Source organism: Youngiibacter fragilis 232.1 (genome assembly GCF_000495435.3).
GTDB lineage: Bacteria > Bacillota > Clostridia > Clostridiales > Clostridiaceae > Youngiibacter > Youngiibacter fragilis.
Genome location: NZ_AXUN02000231.1, coordinates 1 through 18,856 on the forward strand (window position 1 = coordinate 1; position 18,856 = coordinate 18,856).

Here is an 18,856-nt window from a genome sequence, read left to right on the forward strand (position 1 = left end):
GCGTAGCGATTTTGTTCAATCCAAGTATAGGGACTCTTTTCTTTCTTCACAGGAGGTATGAAATGAAAAGGATCAGGATAGCCGCATCTGTTGCTGCCATATTCTTATTGCTAGCTGCCTGCACAGATAAGAGTCAGGAACCGCAGGAGCCGGATGTCATGTCAAGACCTACTGAAGAAAGGTATGTGGCAAATGAGATCAGGGAGTATAAGGGTGCCAGACTGGATCCTTCTATAGGCCCCAGGGATAATTCGATCAAGGGCATCCAGAAGGTCCCGATCGAGGGTTATTCCCTCAAGATCAGGGGGCTTGTCAATCAGGAGGTTGCCATAAGCTATGACGACGTCCTTGAGATGGAGCCGCTTGAGAAACTAATTATCCTTCATTGTGTCGAGGGCTGGAATGCGACTGTACTTTGGAAGGGTGTAAGGATAAAGTCTCTGATTGACCTTGCTGTCGTGAAAAACAGTGCGAACACTGTAATCTTCAGATGCTACGACGGATATACGACATCAATGCCCCTCAGTACGATCCTTGAAAGGGACATGATCCTTGCCTATTCATCAAATGGTGTCGAGCTTCCTCCATCGCTTGGATTCCCGTTCATAGTGGTAGCTGAGGATAAGCTTGGGTACAAGTGGGCGAGATGGGTGACAGAGATAGAGCTCTCAGACAACAATACCTACAGGGGGTACTGGGAGAACTACGGTTATGACAATAATGCGGATATCAAATGATATGGGGGGTGATAGGGTGGCAATGCACTGGGGGAAGGTACTTAAGGTAGATAAGGGACATGCGGAGATACTGGTGAAGAGGGTGCTTCCCTGCGGGGACGCCTGCAGGAAATGCTCAGCAGGCTGCTATATAGAATCTGATGTCATAAAGGTCAAGATGGCTAAGGGCATGAAGACAGGAGACCTCCTTGAGATACTAGTGGAGAAGGGAAAGGGATCCATTACCGAGATGGAGAGGTATGGTATCTCCTTGGCTGCAATGCTCCTGGCAGTTGTTGCAGCCTATATTGCCGCACCTGTGGAGTATAAGGTACAGGTATCAGGTGCCGCGCTTTTTGTCGGAATAATCCTGTCCCATTTCGCTGTGAAGGAAGCTGAGAAAATTGCTGTAAGAAGAGGTTCAGTAAAGCATACTATAGTTGGGATGCTTCCTGAAGGCTCAGTAAGAAAATATATGAGGTAGAAAATGTGCGATGTGGAATATCTCCTGAATTCAAACGAGCCCTGGACAGTATACAGAACCATGCGGGACATCCTTGGCATGGAAAGGGAAGATCCTGATGTAAGGGAAGCGAGAACGAGGATGATAGAAGACCCTCTTGTCAGGGGACTTGTCAGTGAGCTTTCAGGTTGGCCGGGTGAAGTCCTTTCCAGCCACAAGAGCGCAGGACAGGCCTTCCACAGGCTGTCTTTCCTGGCGGAGATTGGTATGGAAAAAGATGACCCGGGGATGAAGGAGATCATCGACAGAGTGTCTGAATTGACCTCTGAAGATGGGATTCCGCGTCTACCGACACTGATACCGGAGAGGTATGGAGGGACTGGCGAGGTAAAGGGAGCATGGGCGCTATGTGATGCACCGACTACGCTTTACTCGCTTGCGAAGATAGTGTCTCCTGATGACAAGCTGGTAAGGTCCGGATTCATGAGGCTGCTCGCATTGGCGAAGGATAACGGGTGGCCCTGCGTTGTTTCCGGGGAGCTCGGAAGCTTCAGAGGGCCTGGAAAAAAGGGTGACCCCTGTCCGTATGCGACCATGATAATGCTTAAGCTAATTTCAGAATTCGATGACTATAAGGACAGTATTGAGGCGAAAAATGGCGCAGCGTGCATCCTTGACCTGTGGGAAAACAGCAGGGTGAAGCACCCATACATATTTTATATGGGAGATGACTTCAGGAAGCTTAAGGCTCCCTTTGTCTGGTACGACATCCTGAACGCAGCTGACATACTTTCAAGGTTTGAGTTCGCGAGGAATGACCCGAGGCTATTGGATATGGTCGGACTCATTAGGAGCAAGAGGGGGTCTGACGGCCGTTACAGGCCGGAATCAGAATGGAAGGCATGGAAGGGCTGGGATTTCGGTCAGAAAAAAGGGCCATCCAGCTGGATCGAGTTCCTGGTCTGCAGGATAGAAAAAAGAATGGAGGGTTAGGCTTGAGAGAGTTCAATGGGGACATAGAGGATATCATAAGGAACAGAAAGTCATGCAGGTCATATTCGGACAGGAAAATAGGGAACGATGTAATGGATGAAGTGGTGGCAATGCTTAAGGATGTTGAAAGCATCGCATCATCATTCAGGCTTACTTACCTGGCTGGTTCAGGTCCGGGCGGAAAGGAAAGGGTCGGAACCTACGGGATGATAAGCGGAGCTTCCGATTACATTGCAGTAATTGCCAGAAGGGAAGGAAACGATCCTGTTGAGATAGGAAGACTCTTCGAGACAGCTGTCCTCCACCTGGCAGACCTGGGCCTTGATACCTGCTGGCTTGGAGGTTCGTTCAACAGGAAGGATTTTGAAGGCAGGCTTGACATTGGCCCTTCGGAATACATTCCGATAGTATCGCCTGTTGGCTATGGGAAGGAAAGGTTCAGCCTTCTGGATTCATCAGTAAGGGCAATGGTTGGCGCTGATACAAGAAAGCCTTGGAGTGAGTTGTTCTTCCATGAGAGCATATTGAATCCGCTTCAGAAGGAAATCGCAGGAGACTTCAGGATACCACTTGAAATGGTAAGGCTGGGACCATCAGCCTCAAACAAGCAGCCTTGGAGAGCGATAACCGATTCTAAAGGGTGCCATTTCTTTCTTTCAAGGGACAAGGGATATGGCCTCAGGACCTATGACCTGCAGCTGAACGACATGGGCATAGCCATGTGCCACTTCGAACTCACTGCAGCACAATGGGGAGTGGCAGGGACCTGGGTAAACGGACCGCATCCTCAGGCACCGGCTGAATGGGAGTATGTGAGGTCGTATATAATTTAGGTAAATATCGAAAAATTCTGAATATGTTTGCGGATGGGTTTTGGGTTTTGTATAATTTTTGTAAGGACAGCATATTGCGGTGAACATTCGGAAGGCGGCGAAGGTATGGGGAGAAAGAGGGATTACGTCTATCACAGCTACACCAGGACAATGTGCCCTGAGTGCATGGAGCTGATAGACGGCAAGATAGTCTATGATGACAGCGGTGCATATATATTAAGGCGGTGTCCGGTGCACGGGGAAAGCCTTGAGCTTCTTGAGGAGGATGCTAACTGGCATATCCACAAGGGAGACTACGACAAGCCAGGCACGGCAAGCACCTGCCAGACAAAGGTCGACAAGGGGTGCCCGTATGACTGCGGGCTGTGTCCGTCCCATGACCAGCACACCTGCATAGGTCTTATGGAGATAACCAGGCGATGTGACATGAGCTGCCCGACCTGCTTTGCTGAAGCGGGAAAGGGTAGGGACCTGGATATTGAGACCATCGGCAGGATGATGGACTTCTACATGGAATCAGAGGACGGAAAGGCTGAGATCCTCCAGATCAGCGGAGGAGAACCGACCATGCACCCTGAGATACTGAAGGTCATTGCAATGGCCAAGGGCAAGGGCTTCAAGTACGTAATGCTGAACACCAACGGTCTGAGGTTAGCTGATGATGAGGAATTCGCCAAGGCATTGGGAACCTTCAAGGGTGGTTTCGAGGTATACCTCCAGTTCGACGGACTTGATGACGGCATTTACAGGAAGATGAGAGGCAGGCCGATGCTTGATGTGAAGAAGAGGGCCATAGCCAACCTTGGCAGGTATGGAGTTCCGACCACACTCGTTTGCACTGTTGACAAGGGGATAAATGACAGCGGCATAGGACAGCTCCTTCTATATGGAATGGAAGAGAAATATGTCAGGGGGGTGAATTTCCAGCCTGTGGCATATTTTGGAAGGTATTCAGGTGAAAGGAACAGGATGACACTGTCGGGTGTCCTTAAGAGGATCGAGGAACAGACAGGAGGTCTCCTGAAGATGTCTGATTTCATGCCTCTTCCCTGTGATGTTGAAAGGGTTGCCCTTACTTACCTGTTCAAGGAAAACGGTTCCTTCATACCGATAACGAGAGGCAAGGACATGAGCCAGTACAGGAACCTAATAGGCAACACCTTCGTTTTTACACTTGAGGATACGATTAAGACACTGAAGGATGAGGATGCCACCTTCGGACTTTCCGACTGCTGTGACCTTCTGGTTGACATCAAAAGGCATATACCCAAAGGGTTCATATTCAAATCCAGGGAAAACAAGATGAAGTTCGTAGACGAGAACACCTTCAGGATAAGCGTCAGCTCCTTCGTTGATGCCTGGAACTTCGACATGAAGTCGATCCAGAAGGACTGCGTGCATGTCATAACCCCTGACCTCAGGAGGATGCCGTTCTCAGCCTTCAACATGGTGCACAGGGGGAGATACGATGGGTATTACCTTTGAGAACATAATGACAATGGCGATCTCCTCAAGCGTGACAATACTTTTCGCAGCTATAGCCATGGACTTCATGCTATTTGAGAAGAAGGGGGGCGTGAAGAGGGAGAAGAGGTCGATTGTAGCTACAGGAACGATGACCCTGTTCTATCTCGTATATTTTATCGTCATCTGGAGCAGGACAGGTGCAATCATAACTGAAGGCAGCATCGGAATAAAGGCTGTAAGGATGGCGGGAACGGTTCTCGTGGCCCTGGGTTCAGCAATGAACATACTTGGCAGGCTGTCCCTTAAAGGGAACTGGGCTGACCATGTAAGGATATACAAGGACCAGACGCTGGTGGAGACAGGTATATACGGAATCGTAAGGCATCCTCTTTACTCATCCCTTATGGTGATGCTGTATGGCGGGTCGCTGGCCTACCTCAACTGGGCGTCAGCAGTCCTCACAACATTTGTATTCATACCGTTCATGTACTACAGGGCGAAGCAGGAGGAAACCTTTCTCCTGCAGGAATTTGAAAGATACGAGGATTACAGGAAAAGAGTGGGGATGTTCTTCCCAAAGTTTTGGAGGTGAAACATGGCAGGCTTCAAACCAGTCTCAATATCAAACGGTGCATTTGCATTCTGCAGGTATACTGTAGCAGTAATCTTCTGGCTCGCGATAATCCTTGGCAGCCGCGAAATGGTCCTGGCAGGATTCATCATCCTTGTGCTGTCTGCACTGCTCAAGGTAAGGAAGGCGCCGCTTATCGCGCTCTATACACTGACCATTGAAAGGCTGTTTCCTTCAGACCAGGTCATAGTTGACGAAAAGGGGATAAGATTCGCACATATCGTGGGAGCGGTTGTCAGCGGACTGTGTCTGATCCTGCTGTATTTCACAGAAGGGAACGCAGGCTGGATAATGACAGGATTCCTTGCGGTGCTGAAGACTTCTGCGGCACTTGGATTCTGCTCCGCACTGAAGCTTTATAGCTGCATGAATTCCGGAAGATGCTGCAGGGTAGGGAAGTTTGTGAGGAAATTCAAAGATGCTTGATTCGCATTTCAGGCCGGATAACTTCGGGATCCTTCCGAACATCTTCGGCTTCAGTTCATATGCACTGTTCGTTGGGTTAGGAATAACACTGGGACTCTCCTACTACCTTCTTGATGCAAGGACCAGGAACGTCAAGGGCGAAGGCGTTATCGAGATCGTATCAAGCGGACTGATCTTCGGGCTTTTAGGCTCAAAGATACCGCTTATACTTGAAGGAGGAGACCTTGAGTCCATAATATTCGGGAAATCCATTGTAGGAGGACTTGTAGGCGGAATGCTCGGGGTGCTGCTCGTCAAGAGGATCCTTGGCATAAAGCTCAGGATGGGCAACATCATAGCTCCTGCTGTAGCGCTGGGCATGGCTGTAGGAAGGATAGGATGTTTCCTTAATGGCTGCTGCTACGGGGTGGAATGCTTCTTTGGATTTGACTTCGGGGATGGGTTGACCAGGTTTCCTGCGCAGCTTGCTGAATCCGCTTTCCATTTCATGGCATTCATCATATTGCACCGTCTCAGGAAAAGGGAGATGAGGCCCGGAATACTCTTCAAATGGTATGTGATCTCATATTTCATATTCAGGTTTTTCATAGAGTTCGCAAGGGTCAATGAAAGGATCTCATTCGGGCTGACAGTCTATCAGCTCGTAAGCCTCGTTGGAATAGCGTTTGTTGTTGGAAGAATGATGGTTGAACGAACAAAAGGGGTTGAAACATATGGAAAATAACGGAAAGTTCAGTTTAGGCTTTTTGCTCGGTGCAATAGGGCTCACAGCCAGTTCACTGCTCATCACCCTGTTTCTCATGCTGCTCAGGAGAGATGTCGGGGAGTTCAGTGAGATCCTTGGAAGCATGTTTATTACAGGGCTCTTCATTTGGTTACCTCTGTCGATTGCCATAGGGAGCGTATCAAAAAGGAAAGGCTCCAGGTCTGCCCTGTGGTTCGCAGCGGCATCACTTGCCATCAGCCTTCTTGTAACCGGCGGATGCTGGGGAATAGTCACAGGAATGGGCGGCTAACGACAGTACGAACTCGGGAATGCTTTAGAATAGCAGATAAGGCATGCAGGTGGGACATTGCAAAAGTCAGTTTTGAATGTAAGGAGTTGAAGCAGAGATGGAGACCGGAGGAAGATTCAGTTTTGGATTATTGCTCGGTGCAATAGGGTATTTGGTCAGCTCTCTTGTCATATCTATGTTCCTTTTGCTGCTGGTCGGAGCTGAAGGGGAGTTCATGCCTATATTCTCGGGATTGCTTGGAACAGGATGGGTGGTATGGCTTCCACTTTCGATCGCTATAGGCAGTGTCTCAAAAAGAAGGGGCGGCAGGCAGGCCCTGTGGTTCGCGACAGCAGCGCTTGCCATCAGTCTGCTTGTTGTAGGAGGCTGCTGGGGTATGATTACAAGGTACTGAGTCAGGATATGGATGATTCGGAAAGGCCTTGAAAGTGACCATAGCTTCGCTGATATCGACCTGCAAGTTCCGGCATATCCTACTATGGTCAGCAGCGTTCTGTTGTGGCCGCTTTGTTTATGGGCCACAATAGAGTATAATGTGTTTAGTGAACGTTTGCATTTTGAGGTGACACGCATGGAAAAGAAGCTGAACATGAGGCAGCTGCAGCACAAGGCAACCCTTGAGGCCATAAGGTCCGCTGTGGACAAGATGGTTGATACGGTTGGATTTGATGCGATGACTATAAGGGACATCTGCAAAGAGGTCGATATAACCGTAGGTACCTTCTATCATTATTTCAGCTCAAAGAATGAGCTGCTCAAGGACAGGTATATAAGGTCAAATGAGCATTTCCAGACCTTCTACGATGAGAACCTTGCATCTATGGATGAAATTGAAGCCCTGAGGCTTTTCTTCGAGCATTACTTCGCATATTCCTCGACACGGGTCTATCAGCTATACAAGAGATTCATGCAGGTGAGGATAGATGAGTATGAGAAATGGGCTGAGACCCATCCCGACAGGATAAGGCAGATCATACTTGAAATCATAACCTCTGGTCAGAAGAAAGGAACCATCAGGACTGACAGGAGCGCTGAAGACATGGCTGAATTCATCAACATGCTGCTTCAGGGATTTACTACTGCCTATGTGACTTATGACAGGGAAGCACCGGGACGGACCGGAATAATCGAGATCATTACGGAGTGCATAGATTCCCTGAGGGCTTAGTTTGAGGCAGGAACTGATATTTCATCGGAGAATTTTTACAGCATGAAAGATAGAGCCGGAGAATCGCTGTGATTCTCCGGCTCTTGTGGTTAAGCCTCTTTATAGAGTCTTGGGCTCGGGGATTTTATGACAAACATGGAGAGGACCTCTTCGTCTCTGTTTCCCACATTCATCCTTATGTTGTAAGGGATACTTACAATGCTTCCTGCAGGATACTTGTGGGTTTCCTGGTCTCCAAGCTGGAGTGACAGTGTTCCGCTCACGATTATCATGTATACGTTAGAATTTGAAAAGTGTTCCGGAAGTCCTGCACCGTTTGGGAATATGAAGTGGTTAATCAGGGCTGCATCATCATCGATTATCTTCTCGATCTTCTTTTCATCGCCAATTGTAAAGTTGTATAGTTTTTCAATCATGTTTTATTGCTCCTTTCCTTGTTGGAAATCAGTATACTTCAAAATATAATCAAAGAGTGTTTCATAGGAAACACTTAGAAGAGTGTTCCCCAGGAAACACTTGCCTGGAGGCTTTTGAATTCTATGGTGAGAATTGCGGATACCTTGAAAGACATGCCTATGTTCAGTTCTTTCGATGAAATGGACCTTGACTCAATGGTCAGCGGAATGAAGGTCAGGGAGTATGGCAAGGGCCAGGTGGTCCATCTCCAGGGAGATGAATGCACTTCAATGGATGTTGTCACAGAAGGGAGGATATCTGTAGATAGCATAGGTCCTGATGGCAGTATGCTCAGAGTGGCCTCATTTGGAAGGGGTTCGGTGATCGGGATGAACCTCTTGTTCTCTTCCAAGAACGTGTACCCGATGACTGTAGTAGCAGATATGAGGTCTGTAATTGTCTCGATACCGCGAGAGATGGTACTTGAAATGGGCAGGGTAAGCTTCAGCTTCACAGAATGGCTCCTAATGGAGATTTCAGACAGGACCCTTCTTCTGACTGACAAGCTGGGGTCGATATCCATGAAGACAATAAGGCAGAAGGTCCTGGAATACCTTTATGGTGAGCACCTGAGGCAGAAGTCCCTTGAGATCAGGATGGACCTGTCAAAGAAGGAGCTTGCTGAGAGGCTAGGGATCAACAGGACCTCACTAAGCCGTGAACTGGACAGTATGAGAAAAGACAGGATCATAGATTTTGACAGGAGAAGCATCACAATAAAAGACATGGAAGCGGTTTTAGGAATAGCTGCTGGAAATCCTCACATAAGGTATTGACTCTCCCGTTGGGGGAGACAGTAGCATGGTGACAGGAGGGGAAAATGTACAGGATAGGTGAATTCTCTAAACTTGCAAAGACTACCATAAAGACCCTGAGGTACTATGACGAGCAGGGACTCCTTGTTCCTGCGTCGGTAGACAGTGAGACTGGCTACAGGCTCTACAGCACAGATCAGCTCGCAAGGCTCACAAGGATCGTTTCATACAGGCAGGCAGGTCTGTCGCTGGAGGAGATTGGGCGGGCTTTGAAGGGAGAGGACCTTGAAGGCATTCTTTACGGAAGGCTCATGGAGCTTTCAAGAGAGCAGGAGTCGGTCAATGACAGGATGAGAAGGATAAGAAGCCTCATTTCCCACCTGAAGGAGGAATATTTCATGGAGTATCAGGCTGTCACAAGGGAGCTGCCGGAATGCATCGTATTTTCCAAGAGGATGGTGGTTCCTGATTACGATGCTTATTTCAGCGTCATTCCTAAGCTCGGAGAAGAGGTGAAGAAGCACAATCCGGAACTTAAATGTGTGGTTCCGGAATACAGCTTCATAATCTACCATGCCGGGGAATACAGGGAAAAGGATATCGATATGGAGTACTGTGAAGCTGTGGACAAGGCAGGGGTCGAGTTCGATGATGTGGTGTTCAAGAAGATGGAAAGCGTACCTGCTGTATGTGTTATGCACAAGGGACCTTACAGTTCGCTTGGAAAGGCTTATGCATATGCATTCAAGTTCATCGAGGAGAACGGATTTGTCGCTGCAGACAATCCCCGTGAAAGCTATATTGACGGGATATGGAACAAGGAAGATGAATCAGAATGGCTTACAGAGGTCCAGATACCGGTGCTAAGGAGGTAATAAGCGGCTGAAACTGCAGTTCATCAAAGTTTTACAATTAAAGGAACAGGCACAGGAGCCCTTTTGGGCTCCTTTTCATTTGCACGGTGTTGAGAAATGGTTTTCAATAACTGATAATGGAAATAGGAAGAATTGATGCGAGGTGAAGTATATGGACAGCTTAGACAGATTCAAGGTGCCAATTGAAAAACTGAGGAAGATCTGTGAATGCAGCAGGGAGCTTGGGTCCTGCGGTTCCTCCGGTGATACTCCATCATATGAGGGGGTAATCGGTCAGGACAGGGCAGTGGAATCCATGCATTTCGGACTTTCGATGGACATTCCAGGCTACAACATTTTCGTTGTCGGACAGCATGGAACAGGAAGAAGCACATATACCCATACAATACTGCAGCAGGCTGCCATGAAAAGACCTGCACCGAAGGACTGGTGCTATGTCAACAATTTCCTGGACAAGGACAGGCCGGTTGCGGTCTCACTTCCTGCGGGACAGGGAAAGTCATTCCAGAAGGATATGGACATTCTCATAGAAGAGCTGAGGACTTCCATGCCCAAGGCATTCGAACAGGGTGCCTATGAGCAGAAGAGGGATGCAATTGTAAGAAACCTCCAGGAAACCATGGAAAGTCTTTATGGCAGCGTGGAAGAGGAAGCGGAAAGGGAAGGCTTCACCATGAAGCAGGTTCCGCCGCGGTTTGTGTTCATACCGGTAAAGGACGGCGTGCCAATGCCGCAGGACCAGTACGAGAAGCTCACTTCGCAGGAGCGTGCAGTACTTGATGAAAAGGGCAGGAGGCTCATGAAGAGGCTCGATGAGTCAATGCGGCAGGGGCAGGAGCTTGAAAGGCAGGCAAGGGAAGAAATGACCGAGCTTGAAAGGCAGGTGGCAATGTCGGCGGCAGCCCAGAGGGTTGGTATCCTTAAAGCGAAATATGCTGATGTCCCCAAGATCGTCGAGTACCTTTTCATGGTACTTAAGGATGTGGTTGACAACTACAACCTGTTCAGGGCAGGAGAAGCTCCAAAGGCTCCTGAGACACCGCAGGCAATGCAGGGCTTCAAGGAGGAGACCGATCCGTTCGTAAAGTATAAGGTGAACCTGTTCGTAAACAATGAGAGGTGCAAGGGTGCACCGGTGATCATAGAATCTAACCCGAACTACTACAACCTTTTCGGCAAGCTTGAATACAGGAGCCACATGCTCTCTGTCAGCACCGACTTCACAATGCTGAGGGCCGGCGCGATACACCGTGCCAATGGCGGGTATCTTGTTGTCCAGGCAAAGGATATCCTGACCGACCCATACGTATGGGAAGCCCTGAAGAAAGCCCTTAAGTACAGGCAGACAGCTGTGGAAAACATAGGAGAGCAGTACAGGCTTATACCTGCAGGAAGCTTGCGGCCGGAGCCATTGCCCCTTGACCTGAAGATAGTTGTCATAAGCAATCCACAGCTGTATTACCTGCTGTATACCCTTGATGATGATTTCCAGAGGCTGTTCAAGGTAAAGGTCGACTTTGATGTCGATATGCCGAGGACTCCTGCAAACATCTGCCAGTACGCCGATTTCATATCAGCAACCTGCAGCAAGGATCTTCTTCTGCCTTTCGGCAGGGACGCTGTGGCAAAGGTCATCGAATACGGCTCAAGGCTTGCGGGAAACCAGAACAAGCTGTCGACAAGGTTCAATGAAGTTACCGAGATAATCTACGAGGCCGCATCCTTCGCCAAGGCGGACAAGGTGCAAGAAGTAAGCGCATCACACGTTGATACTGCAGTAAGGCATAAGAAGTACAGGGCAGGGATACTTGAGGAAAAGATACAGGAGCACATCCTGAAGGGCAAGATGCTCATAAGGACTGAAGGTACTGAGGTCGGGCAGATCAATGGACTTTCAGTCATATCGACTGGCGGCAACATGTTCGGAATGCCGTCCAGGATCACCGCAAGGACCTATTCGGGGAGAGGCGGGATAATCAACATCGAGAGAGAGACCCAGATGAGCGGCCAGATCCATACAAAGGGAGTTCTCACATTGTCAGGCTACCTTGGAGGAAAGTTCGCACAGAAGAAGCCTTTGGGCTTCACAGCCCAGATAACTTTTGAACAGTCCTATGAAGGCGTCGACGGAGACAGCGCTTCAAGCACTGAGCTGTATGCGATACTATCCAGCCTTTCTGGAATTCCACTCAGGCAGGACATTGCGGTTACAGGTTCAGTTGACCAGAGGGGCAAGGTTCAGCCTATAGGAGGAGCCACAGAAAAGATCGAAGGCTTCTTCGACATCTGCGCTTCGAGAGGTCTTACGGGAACACAGGGAGTGATGATACCTATCCAGAACATTGACGACCTGATGCTTAAGGATGAGGTTCTTGATGCTGTAAAGAACGGAAAGTTTGCAATATATGCTGTAAAGGACATCGAAGAAGGCATTGAGATCCTTACTGGAATGCCTGCCGGGGAGCTAAAGGAGGATGGGATATACCCTGATGGCACTGTATTCCATGCGGCAGAGAGAAGACTCCATGAATTCGGGAAGGCCCTTGAGCCGCCGCATATACCTGGGATGAAGAATGACATGAGGAGAAGGAACAGAAGGTAAAAAAATCTCCATAATTCCTCCACAACCTCCGTTTAGAATACCAAGTGTATTCAAAAAACGGAGGTTTATCATGAAAAGAAAGATATTTGTAATCATAGCTGTTGCGGTAGCATCCGCGGCTGTACTCGCTTCCTGCGGCAGGAAGGCTGAGCCCGAAGCGGCAAAGGCTCCTGGGATAGCAGCTTTTGAGAGGGTGCTTGCATCGGATCCCAAGAGCGTTGGCTTCCATGGTGAAATGTCTCATTATGGCTTTGCGCTGAGCTCAGGTGAGAAGTTCGAGTGGTCCAAGGATATGGGAGCGAACAAGGCCGACCTTGCAATGGTCATGCCGGCAAAGGAATTCATCGATGCAGGCCTTGATGTGACGAAGCTCGATCCTCAAGACTGGCTGTATGCAGAGGCTGAACCGGCTCATGGCACACCGGCGCTACTTATCAAACTCTGGAATGTAGCGGATGAGAAGGGTGAAGCCAGGAATGAGCCGGAGGCAATGGAAAAGATCGTGGCGGCAGACAAGGATATCCTGGCTTACCATGAGGAGAAGGACCATTTCGCTCTGTTCATGGGAGAAGGCTTTGAAGTGGTATGGGCGGATGACCTGAAGGCTCAGGCGGAGGACCTTATTTTCGTGCTCAAGGCTGAACCGCTTGTTGCCGCAGGGCTTGATATCGCTAAGCTTGAAGGCTTCGGCTGGTCGTTCAAGGCTGCCAGCAAAGACAACATGGGAATGGGAGCAAACCCTGACCAGATAGTCAAGTCGTTCGACCTGGTAAAATAATTCAACTTGTATAGAATAGGGCCTGCACACATGAATTGTGTGCAGGCCCTTTGCCATAAAAGTCTGATCATCTCTTCCTAAGCTTTCTGACAAGCTCCTTGTCAGGTTCTGTTACCTGCCTTGACTCGATTATCTTGCGGATTGCCATCCTTCGAAGGGTTTCATCAATTCCTTCATCATAAAGCACGGAAAATGTCTTTTCAGGAAACCTGACATAGCAGACTGAGAGTGTCCAGGCTGCTGCTGCAGTGGCATAGTAACCTTCTGATGCAGGCCTTGCTGCTGCAGTGAGGACCCTGTCGATATACTCCTCGGTGATATAGTAGTTCAGCATCATTACGGATGCAAAGCGTGATTCAAATTCATCTGATGAAGCTGCATATGGCTGGATGAAGTCCCAGACATGTGAGGGATTTTTTGCAGTGAACTTCAGACCAGAGCAGAAGCTGTCGCATACTCCCCAGTTGTCTATCCTGGGTATGAATGATCTGGAAAGCTCAAGCTTTTCAGCTGATACGGCATCAGCATATCCAATTACCATCCCCTGGAGCATTGTTTCCTCATAATACAGCATGCCTTCTGACTCGACATATGGTCTCCAGTCTGACTTAGCGATCTCTTTGGCTATCTTCCTGAGTTTCGGGAGCCTCACTCCAAGGATATTCCCGGTACCGGGCAAAAGCTTTGAAGTAAACTCCCTGTATCTTTCTTCCGCAGATTCAAGAAGAGAATTTCTGATTTCTGATACCATAGCTTCACTCCATTCCATGTTAACATTCAATCCAATTATAGGTTCTATTGCCTGAGATTCATATCCATAACATTCTGGACATATGAAAGAAAATGGTGAGGATATCCCTTGCTGATATATTGAAATTATATTGATTCAGAGATTTCAGTAAATCTATCTGAAAGGATTGGGAATTGGTAATGGAATTTCGGTTGAAAAATTGATAAAACATCAAATATTCTGAAGATATACACATTTAGTCCGTTTGACGGGGGATTTTCTTATGCATATAATGACAACGTAAGACATTTGAGGAGCAAAAGATAATGATAAGCAGAGTAACGATAACCGATATTGCAGAAAAGTGCGGAGTATCAATAAAGACTGTTTCCAGGGTCTTGAACCAGAGTCCTGATGTGAAGCCTGCTACCAGGGATAAGGTCCTTGCAGCCATGAAGGAAGAGGGCTATCAGGTCAACCTGTTCGCAAGGGGACTTAAAGGAAGCAGGACAAATATCATAATCGTGTTCATAGACAGGCATCAGGAAGAGCATTTCAGCCTATGGCACAACATCATGATCAAATACCTCATCCAGTACGCAAAGAAGAACAATCTGAAGATAGTAATCTCGCCATCGAACAGCGAGGAATACCTTGAGGATGAGACCGATGGCTTCTATCTGCTCTCAAGCGGAGTTGCTGACGGAGCGATACTTCTTGAGAACGTAAAGAATGACAAGAGGGTTGAATATCTCGAGGAACATGGGATACCTTATGTCGTATTCGGAGAACCTGAAGATGAAGAGATATATTCTGTAAGCCTGGACAACTATGATGTCGGCTACAAGGGAGGAAGTTACCTTAAAGGCAGGGGCTTCAGGGATATAGTGTTCATGCTTGGTGAAACAAGGTTCCTCTCCAATCAGAGAAGGATCAGGGGCTTCCTGGATGCCATTGAAGGCAGTGGGATAAATCACGAGGTGATCCCTGGAATCGACACGATAGAGAAGGCATACAGGGAGACACTGTCAATACTGGACAGGCGAAGGGTGGATGCTTTCTTCGTCTCGGGAGACGAGAGGGCCATCGGCGTATACAGGGCCATATATGAGAAGTCGCTTCGTATTCCCAAGGATGTGGCTGTCCTGGGTATAGACAACATACCCCAGGGAGAGTACATGTTCCCGCCAATGTCAACCATAGACCAGGATTTCGAAAAGCTTGCAGGGGAATGCATATGGAGGGTTGTTGTGCTGCTCAGGGGTGATGTGCCTCAAGACATCAAGAAGAAGGTGCTGGTACCAGGCGGGATAATTGAACGTGACTCGACATGAACTGAAGTCAGCAGATTGCGGAAACGAGGTCTGCACCATAAAATGACAACGTTGTCTATTTAATAATTATTATTCCTTTTTTCATCTGTCGAAGTATCAGCTGCAAGTAAACGTTAACGGTAAGGTCCATTTCAATCTGTTAGTGAATGGCCGGCATGGATGGTTACCTGGATACAAGCTTATGTGCCTGTCCGGGATATTTCAGGGGGACAGCTGTCTGTCGGACATTGATTATAAAAAATAAAAGGAGCGGAAAAAATGAACAAAAAGATCATCGCAGCATTTCTCGCAGCCAGTATGCTAGTCATCGCATCAGGATGCGGAGCTAAGGAGCCGACGACGCCAACTACTCCATCAGCTACCGCAGCACCAACGAAGCCTGCATCGACGATCCTCAAGGTTACCTACAGCGGAACACCTCAGGTTCATGAGAAGGAATACCTGATGAACTCATTCTTCAAGGGATTCGAGACAAAGTACAATGTCAAGGTGGAGGTTGATTTCGTAGCCCAGGCGGATGCAATTAAGAAGATCGAGTCAGAGCAGTCGACGAAGAACATAGTGTCTGACATCATCTATGCTGACACCGCAAACATGGCTCCTTACGTCAATGGCGGATGGATGGAGGATATCACTTCAATCGTTGAAAAGACAGGGTCAACCTACACGAAGATGTTTGACGGATCCACTAACTCCGGCGGAAAAAGGTACTTCGCTCCGATGAGCTATGATGTCTACATCACTGTTGCCAATGTCAAGGCACTTGCTTATCTGCCAGCAGGACTTACCAAGGAAGATGTCGTGAAGGGCATAACCTGGGAGCAGTACGCTGATTGGGCAGTAGCGATAGCTAAGGGCGAGGGTGAAGGAAAGACGATGATGCCTGCAAACCTTACGGGATCGCAGCTCCTTTATCCAATGGGCGGAATGAGCCTTGCATACGGTGGAGCATTCCCAGAATTCACATCACAGGGCTTCAAGTCAGCGCTTGGGATCATAGCCAAGATTGCAGCCGCAAACGGATTCTATGCGGAGCAGGACCAATATACAGCACCTACGGAACCGCTTAACAGCGGAGATGTCTGGCTTACCTTCGCTCACATGGGACCGGTAGGAGTAAGCTATTCGGCAGCACCAAACAACTTTGTCATAGGCGCGGCGCCAAAGGGCAGCAATGGTGCAGGATCAACGTCAGGAGCATGGTGCTATGGGATCCAGAAGGGAGCACCGCACATGGACCTCGCTGAGAAGTTCATAGCATATGTGGCAGATCCTCAGGTCAACTATGACTTCTGCTCCAACTACGGCGGATCGCTCAGCCCGATAGAAGAGGTTGGCGATATCCTTGAATCAAGCGATGTTGTAATGAGGGCAGGAATTGAAATGCTCAAGACTACTACGGTAACCGGTGTTCCGGCAACAAAGTACACAGACTGGAATGCTGTGAAGCTCCTATACGGGGATATCTATAATGGCATCCTGAAGAACAAGGCGGTTCCATCAGACGATTATCTCAAGGAGATGCAGACAAAGCTTGACGCATTGAAGAAACCATAATTTGAACTTAAGAACAATGACCTTGGGAGAAGGGGGACATCTGTCCTCCTTCACTCATCAAGAATGGAGGAATCCAAGTGGGAAACAGGCTTGACACGAAACAGGATAAAGGTCCGGGGCAGATTCAGGTCAAACGGCTCATAAGCAAGGATACAATGCCATATCTGCTCCTCCTTCCCGTTTTTATCTACTACGCGGTATTCTGGCTCCTGCCTGTGGCATCAGGTGTGAATGAGGTATTCACAGGACTTGACGGGAGATTCACGCTTTTTGGCAACTTCAGGCTAATGCTTGAATCAGACCTGTTCGACCGGGCTGTCATGAATACTGCATTGTTCGCTGCGATATCAGTAGTCATACAGTATTTCATCGCATTGACCCTTGCAGTGCTGCTCTCCAGGAAATTCAAGGGATCAAAGCTCCTGATGTTTGTTACCATGATCCCCATGGCCATTACGCCTACCGCTGTCGCCATAATCTGGAAGACCGGACTGGTAAGGGACGGGTGGCTGAACACAATGCTTGTAGGACTTAATATCATCGACAAGCCTTTCGTATTCATGAACCTTGAAGGACTTTCCATGCTGCTCCTCATTATCCTGATTGACACATGGACCGTGACTCCATCGGTAATGATAATCCTCATAGCAGGTCTGCAGGGTGTGCAGAAGGAGCTGAAGGAAGCTGCCTACCTGTTCGGGGCAAACAAATGGAGGATCCTCATGGACATAGTGATCCCCATACTCAAGCCTTCGATAATTACGTCTGTAATCATGAGGCTGATCGCTGCGATCCAGGTCTGGGCAATTGCCGTAATGGTGCTCGGATACAGCAAGGTTCCTTTCCTTGTCGAGAGGATCGCCTTCTTTGTTGATGTCGTACCTGGAATTGACACAAGCGGCAAAATAGCGTTCACACTGTCGTTTACGACTACTATAATCGTACTTCTTGCCACCGTCATTTTCCTTAAGGTATCAAAGAGCAGCAATGCAGCAGGAGGTGGCAGGTAATGGACAGGCTGAATATAGTACAGAAAACAGTGATGAGCATAATACTTGCAGCAGCAGTGATGACCATAATAATTCCGCTTGTATTCTTCACTACAGTATCATTTTCAAATGCAGTTGAAATGTCACAGTTTCCCAAGAAGCTGTTTCCGGACTTCAGCGTCACTGTGAAGATAGTGCCGAATGACCTTGGTGAATATGAGCTCTTCTATGACAGTGGTGATGGATATACTTCGATAATAACAAGTAAAAATGCCGTAAAGCTTGAAAACCATTTTGCACGGCAGTATGGAGTAACCATAGAGGGTGAAAAGCTCCTTGAAGATTTTTCACAGACTCTTGAAAAGGGACCCATGGAATTCACATACAGGAAGGACGTATTCAACAATTTCAAGCAGTTCTTCAGGATAGTGCCAAATGCAAGCTCAGCGCTTAAGAACAGCATCCTTGTCTCCCTTTATACGATCATCATTTCATTATCCATAGGAAGCCTTGCAGGATATGGAATAGCGAGGTACAACTTCAGGTTCAAGAAGGAGATCAATGTATCGCTCCTCATCGTAAGGATGTTCCCCATGGTAGGGATAAGCATTCCGATGGCGCTTCTGCTTATACGGTTCGGGTTGTTCGATACCCTTATCGGACTGGCATTCCTCTACTCTGTTCCCAACATAGCTCTCACAGCATGGATCACAGGCAGCATTTTCATAGGGATCAACAGGGAGCTTGAAGAGGCTTCAATGGTGTTCGGTGCCAACGGGATCCAGACCTTCATGAAGATCACGCTTCCATTGGCATTCCCTGCACTTGCAGCAAGCTCGATGTACTCATTCCTGACTGCATGGAATGACACTATTTCGGCCCTTATACTGACTGACAAGAACCAGACACTGGCTCTTGTCGTATACAAGGCGATAGGGACAACCTCAAGCGGCATACAGTACGCAGCAGCAGGAAGCATCGTTCTTATTCTGCCTGCACTGGTGTTCACGTTCATAATAAGACGCTACATCGGCCAGATGTGGGGCGGCGTAGAGCTATAGGAGGAG

At 48.2% G+C, this 18,856-nt stretch carries 21 protein-coding genes; 19 read left to right on the forward strand and 2 right to left on the reverse strand.

Translation table 11 applies throughout. From position 1 onward, the window contains the following. Positions 1-62: 62 nt before the first annotated feature. The 11 genes from T472_RS18050 (at position 63) to T472_RS18100 (ending at position 7,713) form a co-directional block, all read left to right on the forward strand. A complete protein-coding gene (locus tag T472_RS18050) occupies positions 63-737 on the forward strand; it encodes a molybdopterin-dependent oxidoreductase (protein WP_040908192.1) in 675 nt (224 codons plus the stop codon). A gap of 22 nt (positions 738-759) precedes the next feature. Further along, positions 760-1,200 (forward strand): SoxR reducing system RseC family protein, encoded by a 441-nt coding sequence (locus T472_RS18055; protein WP_242864833.1) that lies wholly within the window; start codon positions 760-762, stop codon positions 1,198-1,200. Between the two features lie 3 nt (positions 1,201-1,203). After that, the gene (locus T472_RS19650) at positions 1,204-2,172 is read left to right on the forward strand and encodes a hypothetical protein (RefSeq protein ID WP_023388152.1); all 969 of its coding nucleotides are present in this window, start codon (positions 1,204-1,206) and stop codon (positions 2,170-2,172) included. A 2-nt stretch (positions 2,173-2,174) separates the two neighbouring features. Beyond that, positions 2,175-3,005, forward strand: coding sequence for a nitroreductase family protein (locus tag T472_RS18065; protein WP_023388153.1), 831 nt, complete (start codon positions 2,175-2,177; stop codon positions 3,003-3,005). Between the two features lie 105 nt (positions 3,006-3,110). After that, the gene (locus T472_RS18070; RefSeq protein WP_023388154.1) at positions 3,111-4,490 is read left to right on the forward strand and encodes a radical SAM protein; all 1,380 of its coding nucleotides are present in this window, start codon (positions 3,111-3,113) and stop codon (positions 4,488-4,490) included. Then, positions 4,474-5,064, forward strand: coding sequence for a methyltransferase family protein (locus tag T472_RS18075; protein WP_023388155.1), 591 nt, complete (start codon positions 4,474-4,476; stop codon positions 5,062-5,064). The genes T472_RS18070 and T472_RS18075 overlap by 17 nt, the downstream gene beginning before the upstream one ends. Positions 5,065-5,067: 3 nt before the next feature. Next, positions 5,068-5,529 (forward strand): DUF4395 family protein, encoded by a 462-nt coding sequence (locus tag T472_RS18080; RefSeq protein ID WP_023388156.1) that lies wholly within the window; start codon positions 5,068-5,070, stop codon positions 5,527-5,529. After that, positions 5,522-6,253, forward strand: coding sequence for a prolipoprotein diacylglyceryl transferase (locus tag T472_RS18085; RefSeq protein WP_023388157.1), 732 nt, complete (start codon positions 5,522-5,524; stop codon positions 6,251-6,253). The genes T472_RS18080 and T472_RS18085 overlap by 8 nt, the downstream gene beginning before the upstream one ends. After that, positions 6,243-6,545 carry a hypothetical protein gene (locus T472_RS18090; RefSeq protein ID WP_023388158.1) on the forward strand — a complete coding sequence of 101 codons (303 nt, stop codon included), beginning with the start codon at positions 6,243-6,245 and terminating at the stop codon, positions 6,543-6,545. Before T472_RS18085 ends, T472_RS18090 begins: the two co-directional genes overlap by 11 nt. Before the next feature lie 97 nt (positions 6,546-6,642). Continuing rightward, a complete protein-coding gene (locus tag T472_RS18095) occupies positions 6,643-6,939 on the forward strand; it encodes a hypothetical protein (RefSeq protein WP_023388159.1) in 297 nt (98 codons plus the stop codon). A 177-nt stretch (positions 6,940-7,116) separates the two neighbouring features. Beyond that, positions 7,117-7,713 carry a TetR/AcrR family transcriptional regulator gene (locus tag T472_RS18100; RefSeq protein ID WP_023388160.1) on the forward strand — a complete coding sequence of 199 codons (597 nt, stop codon included), beginning with the start codon at positions 7,117-7,119 and terminating at the stop codon, positions 7,711-7,713. A gap of 89 nt (positions 7,714-7,802) precedes the next feature. On the opposite strand, the gene T472_RS18105 is transcribed toward T472_RS18100, so the two are convergent. Next, the gene (locus T472_RS18105; RefSeq protein ID WP_023388161.1) at positions 7,803-8,129 is read right to left on the reverse strand and encodes a cupin domain-containing protein; all 327 of its coding nucleotides are present in this window, start codon (positions 8,127-8,129) and stop codon (positions 7,803-7,805) included. A 123-nt stretch (positions 8,130-8,252) separates the two neighbouring features. Between T472_RS18105 and T472_RS18110 the strand changes: the two genes are divergently transcribed. The 4 genes from T472_RS18110 (at position 8,253) to T472_RS18125 (ending at position 13,179) form a co-directional block, all read left to right on the forward strand. Then, complete coding sequence (locus tag T472_RS18110; protein ID WP_023388162.1) at positions 8,253-8,945, forward strand: Crp/Fnr family transcriptional regulator; 693 nt, start codon at positions 8,253-8,255, stop codon at positions 8,943-8,945. A gap of 44 nt (positions 8,946-8,989) precedes the next feature. Continuing rightward, complete coding sequence (locus T472_RS18115) at positions 8,990-9,799, forward strand: MerR family transcriptional regulator (RefSeq protein WP_023388163.1); 810 nt, start codon at positions 8,990-8,992, stop codon at positions 9,797-9,799. A gap of 151 nt (positions 9,800-9,950) precedes the next feature. Next, positions 9,951-12,401, forward strand: a complete 2,451-nt coding sequence (locus T472_RS18120) for a Lon protease family protein (RefSeq protein WP_023388164.1) — start codon at positions 9,951-9,953, stop codon at positions 12,399-12,401. Positions 12,402-12,471: 70 nt separating this feature from the next. Continuing rightward, positions 12,472-13,179, forward strand: coding sequence for a hypothetical protein (locus T472_RS18125; RefSeq protein ID WP_023388165.1), 708 nt, complete (start codon positions 12,472-12,474; stop codon positions 13,177-13,179). A gap of 67 nt (positions 13,180-13,246) precedes the next feature. On the opposite strand, the gene T472_RS18130 is transcribed toward T472_RS18125, so the two are convergent. Beyond that, positions 13,247-13,930 carry a DNA alkylation repair protein gene (locus tag T472_RS18130; protein ID WP_023388166.1) on the reverse strand — a complete coding sequence of 228 codons (684 nt, stop codon included), beginning with the start codon at positions 13,928-13,930 and terminating at the stop codon, positions 13,247-13,249. 305 nt (positions 13,931-14,235) lie between these two features. Between T472_RS18130 and T472_RS18135 the strand changes: the two genes are divergently transcribed. The 4 genes from T472_RS18135 (at position 14,236) to T472_RS18150 (ending at position 18,850) form a co-directional block, all read left to right on the forward strand. Beyond that, positions 14,236-15,243, forward strand: a complete 1,008-nt coding sequence (locus T472_RS18135) for a LacI family DNA-binding transcriptional regulator (RefSeq protein ID WP_023388167.1) — start codon at positions 14,236-14,238, stop codon at positions 15,241-15,243. Between the two features lie 258 nt (positions 15,244-15,501). After that, complete coding sequence (locus T472_RS18140) at positions 15,502-16,800, forward strand: ABC transporter substrate-binding protein (RefSeq protein WP_023388168.1); 1,299 nt, start codon at positions 15,502-15,504, stop codon at positions 16,798-16,800. Positions 16,801-16,877: 77 nt separating this feature from the next. Further along, entirely contained in the window at positions 16,878-17,810 is a 933-nt protein-coding gene (locus tag T472_RS18145; RefSeq protein WP_023388169.1) for a carbohydrate ABC transporter permease, read from the forward strand. Next, on the forward strand, positions 17,810-18,850 hold the full coding sequence (locus T472_RS18150) for a carbohydrate ABC transporter permease (RefSeq protein ID WP_023388170.1): 1,041 nt from the start codon (positions 17,810-17,812) through the stop codon (positions 18,848-18,850). The genes T472_RS18145 and T472_RS18150 overlap by 1 nt, the downstream gene beginning before the upstream one ends. Positions 18,851-18,856 lie beyond the last annotated feature (6 nt).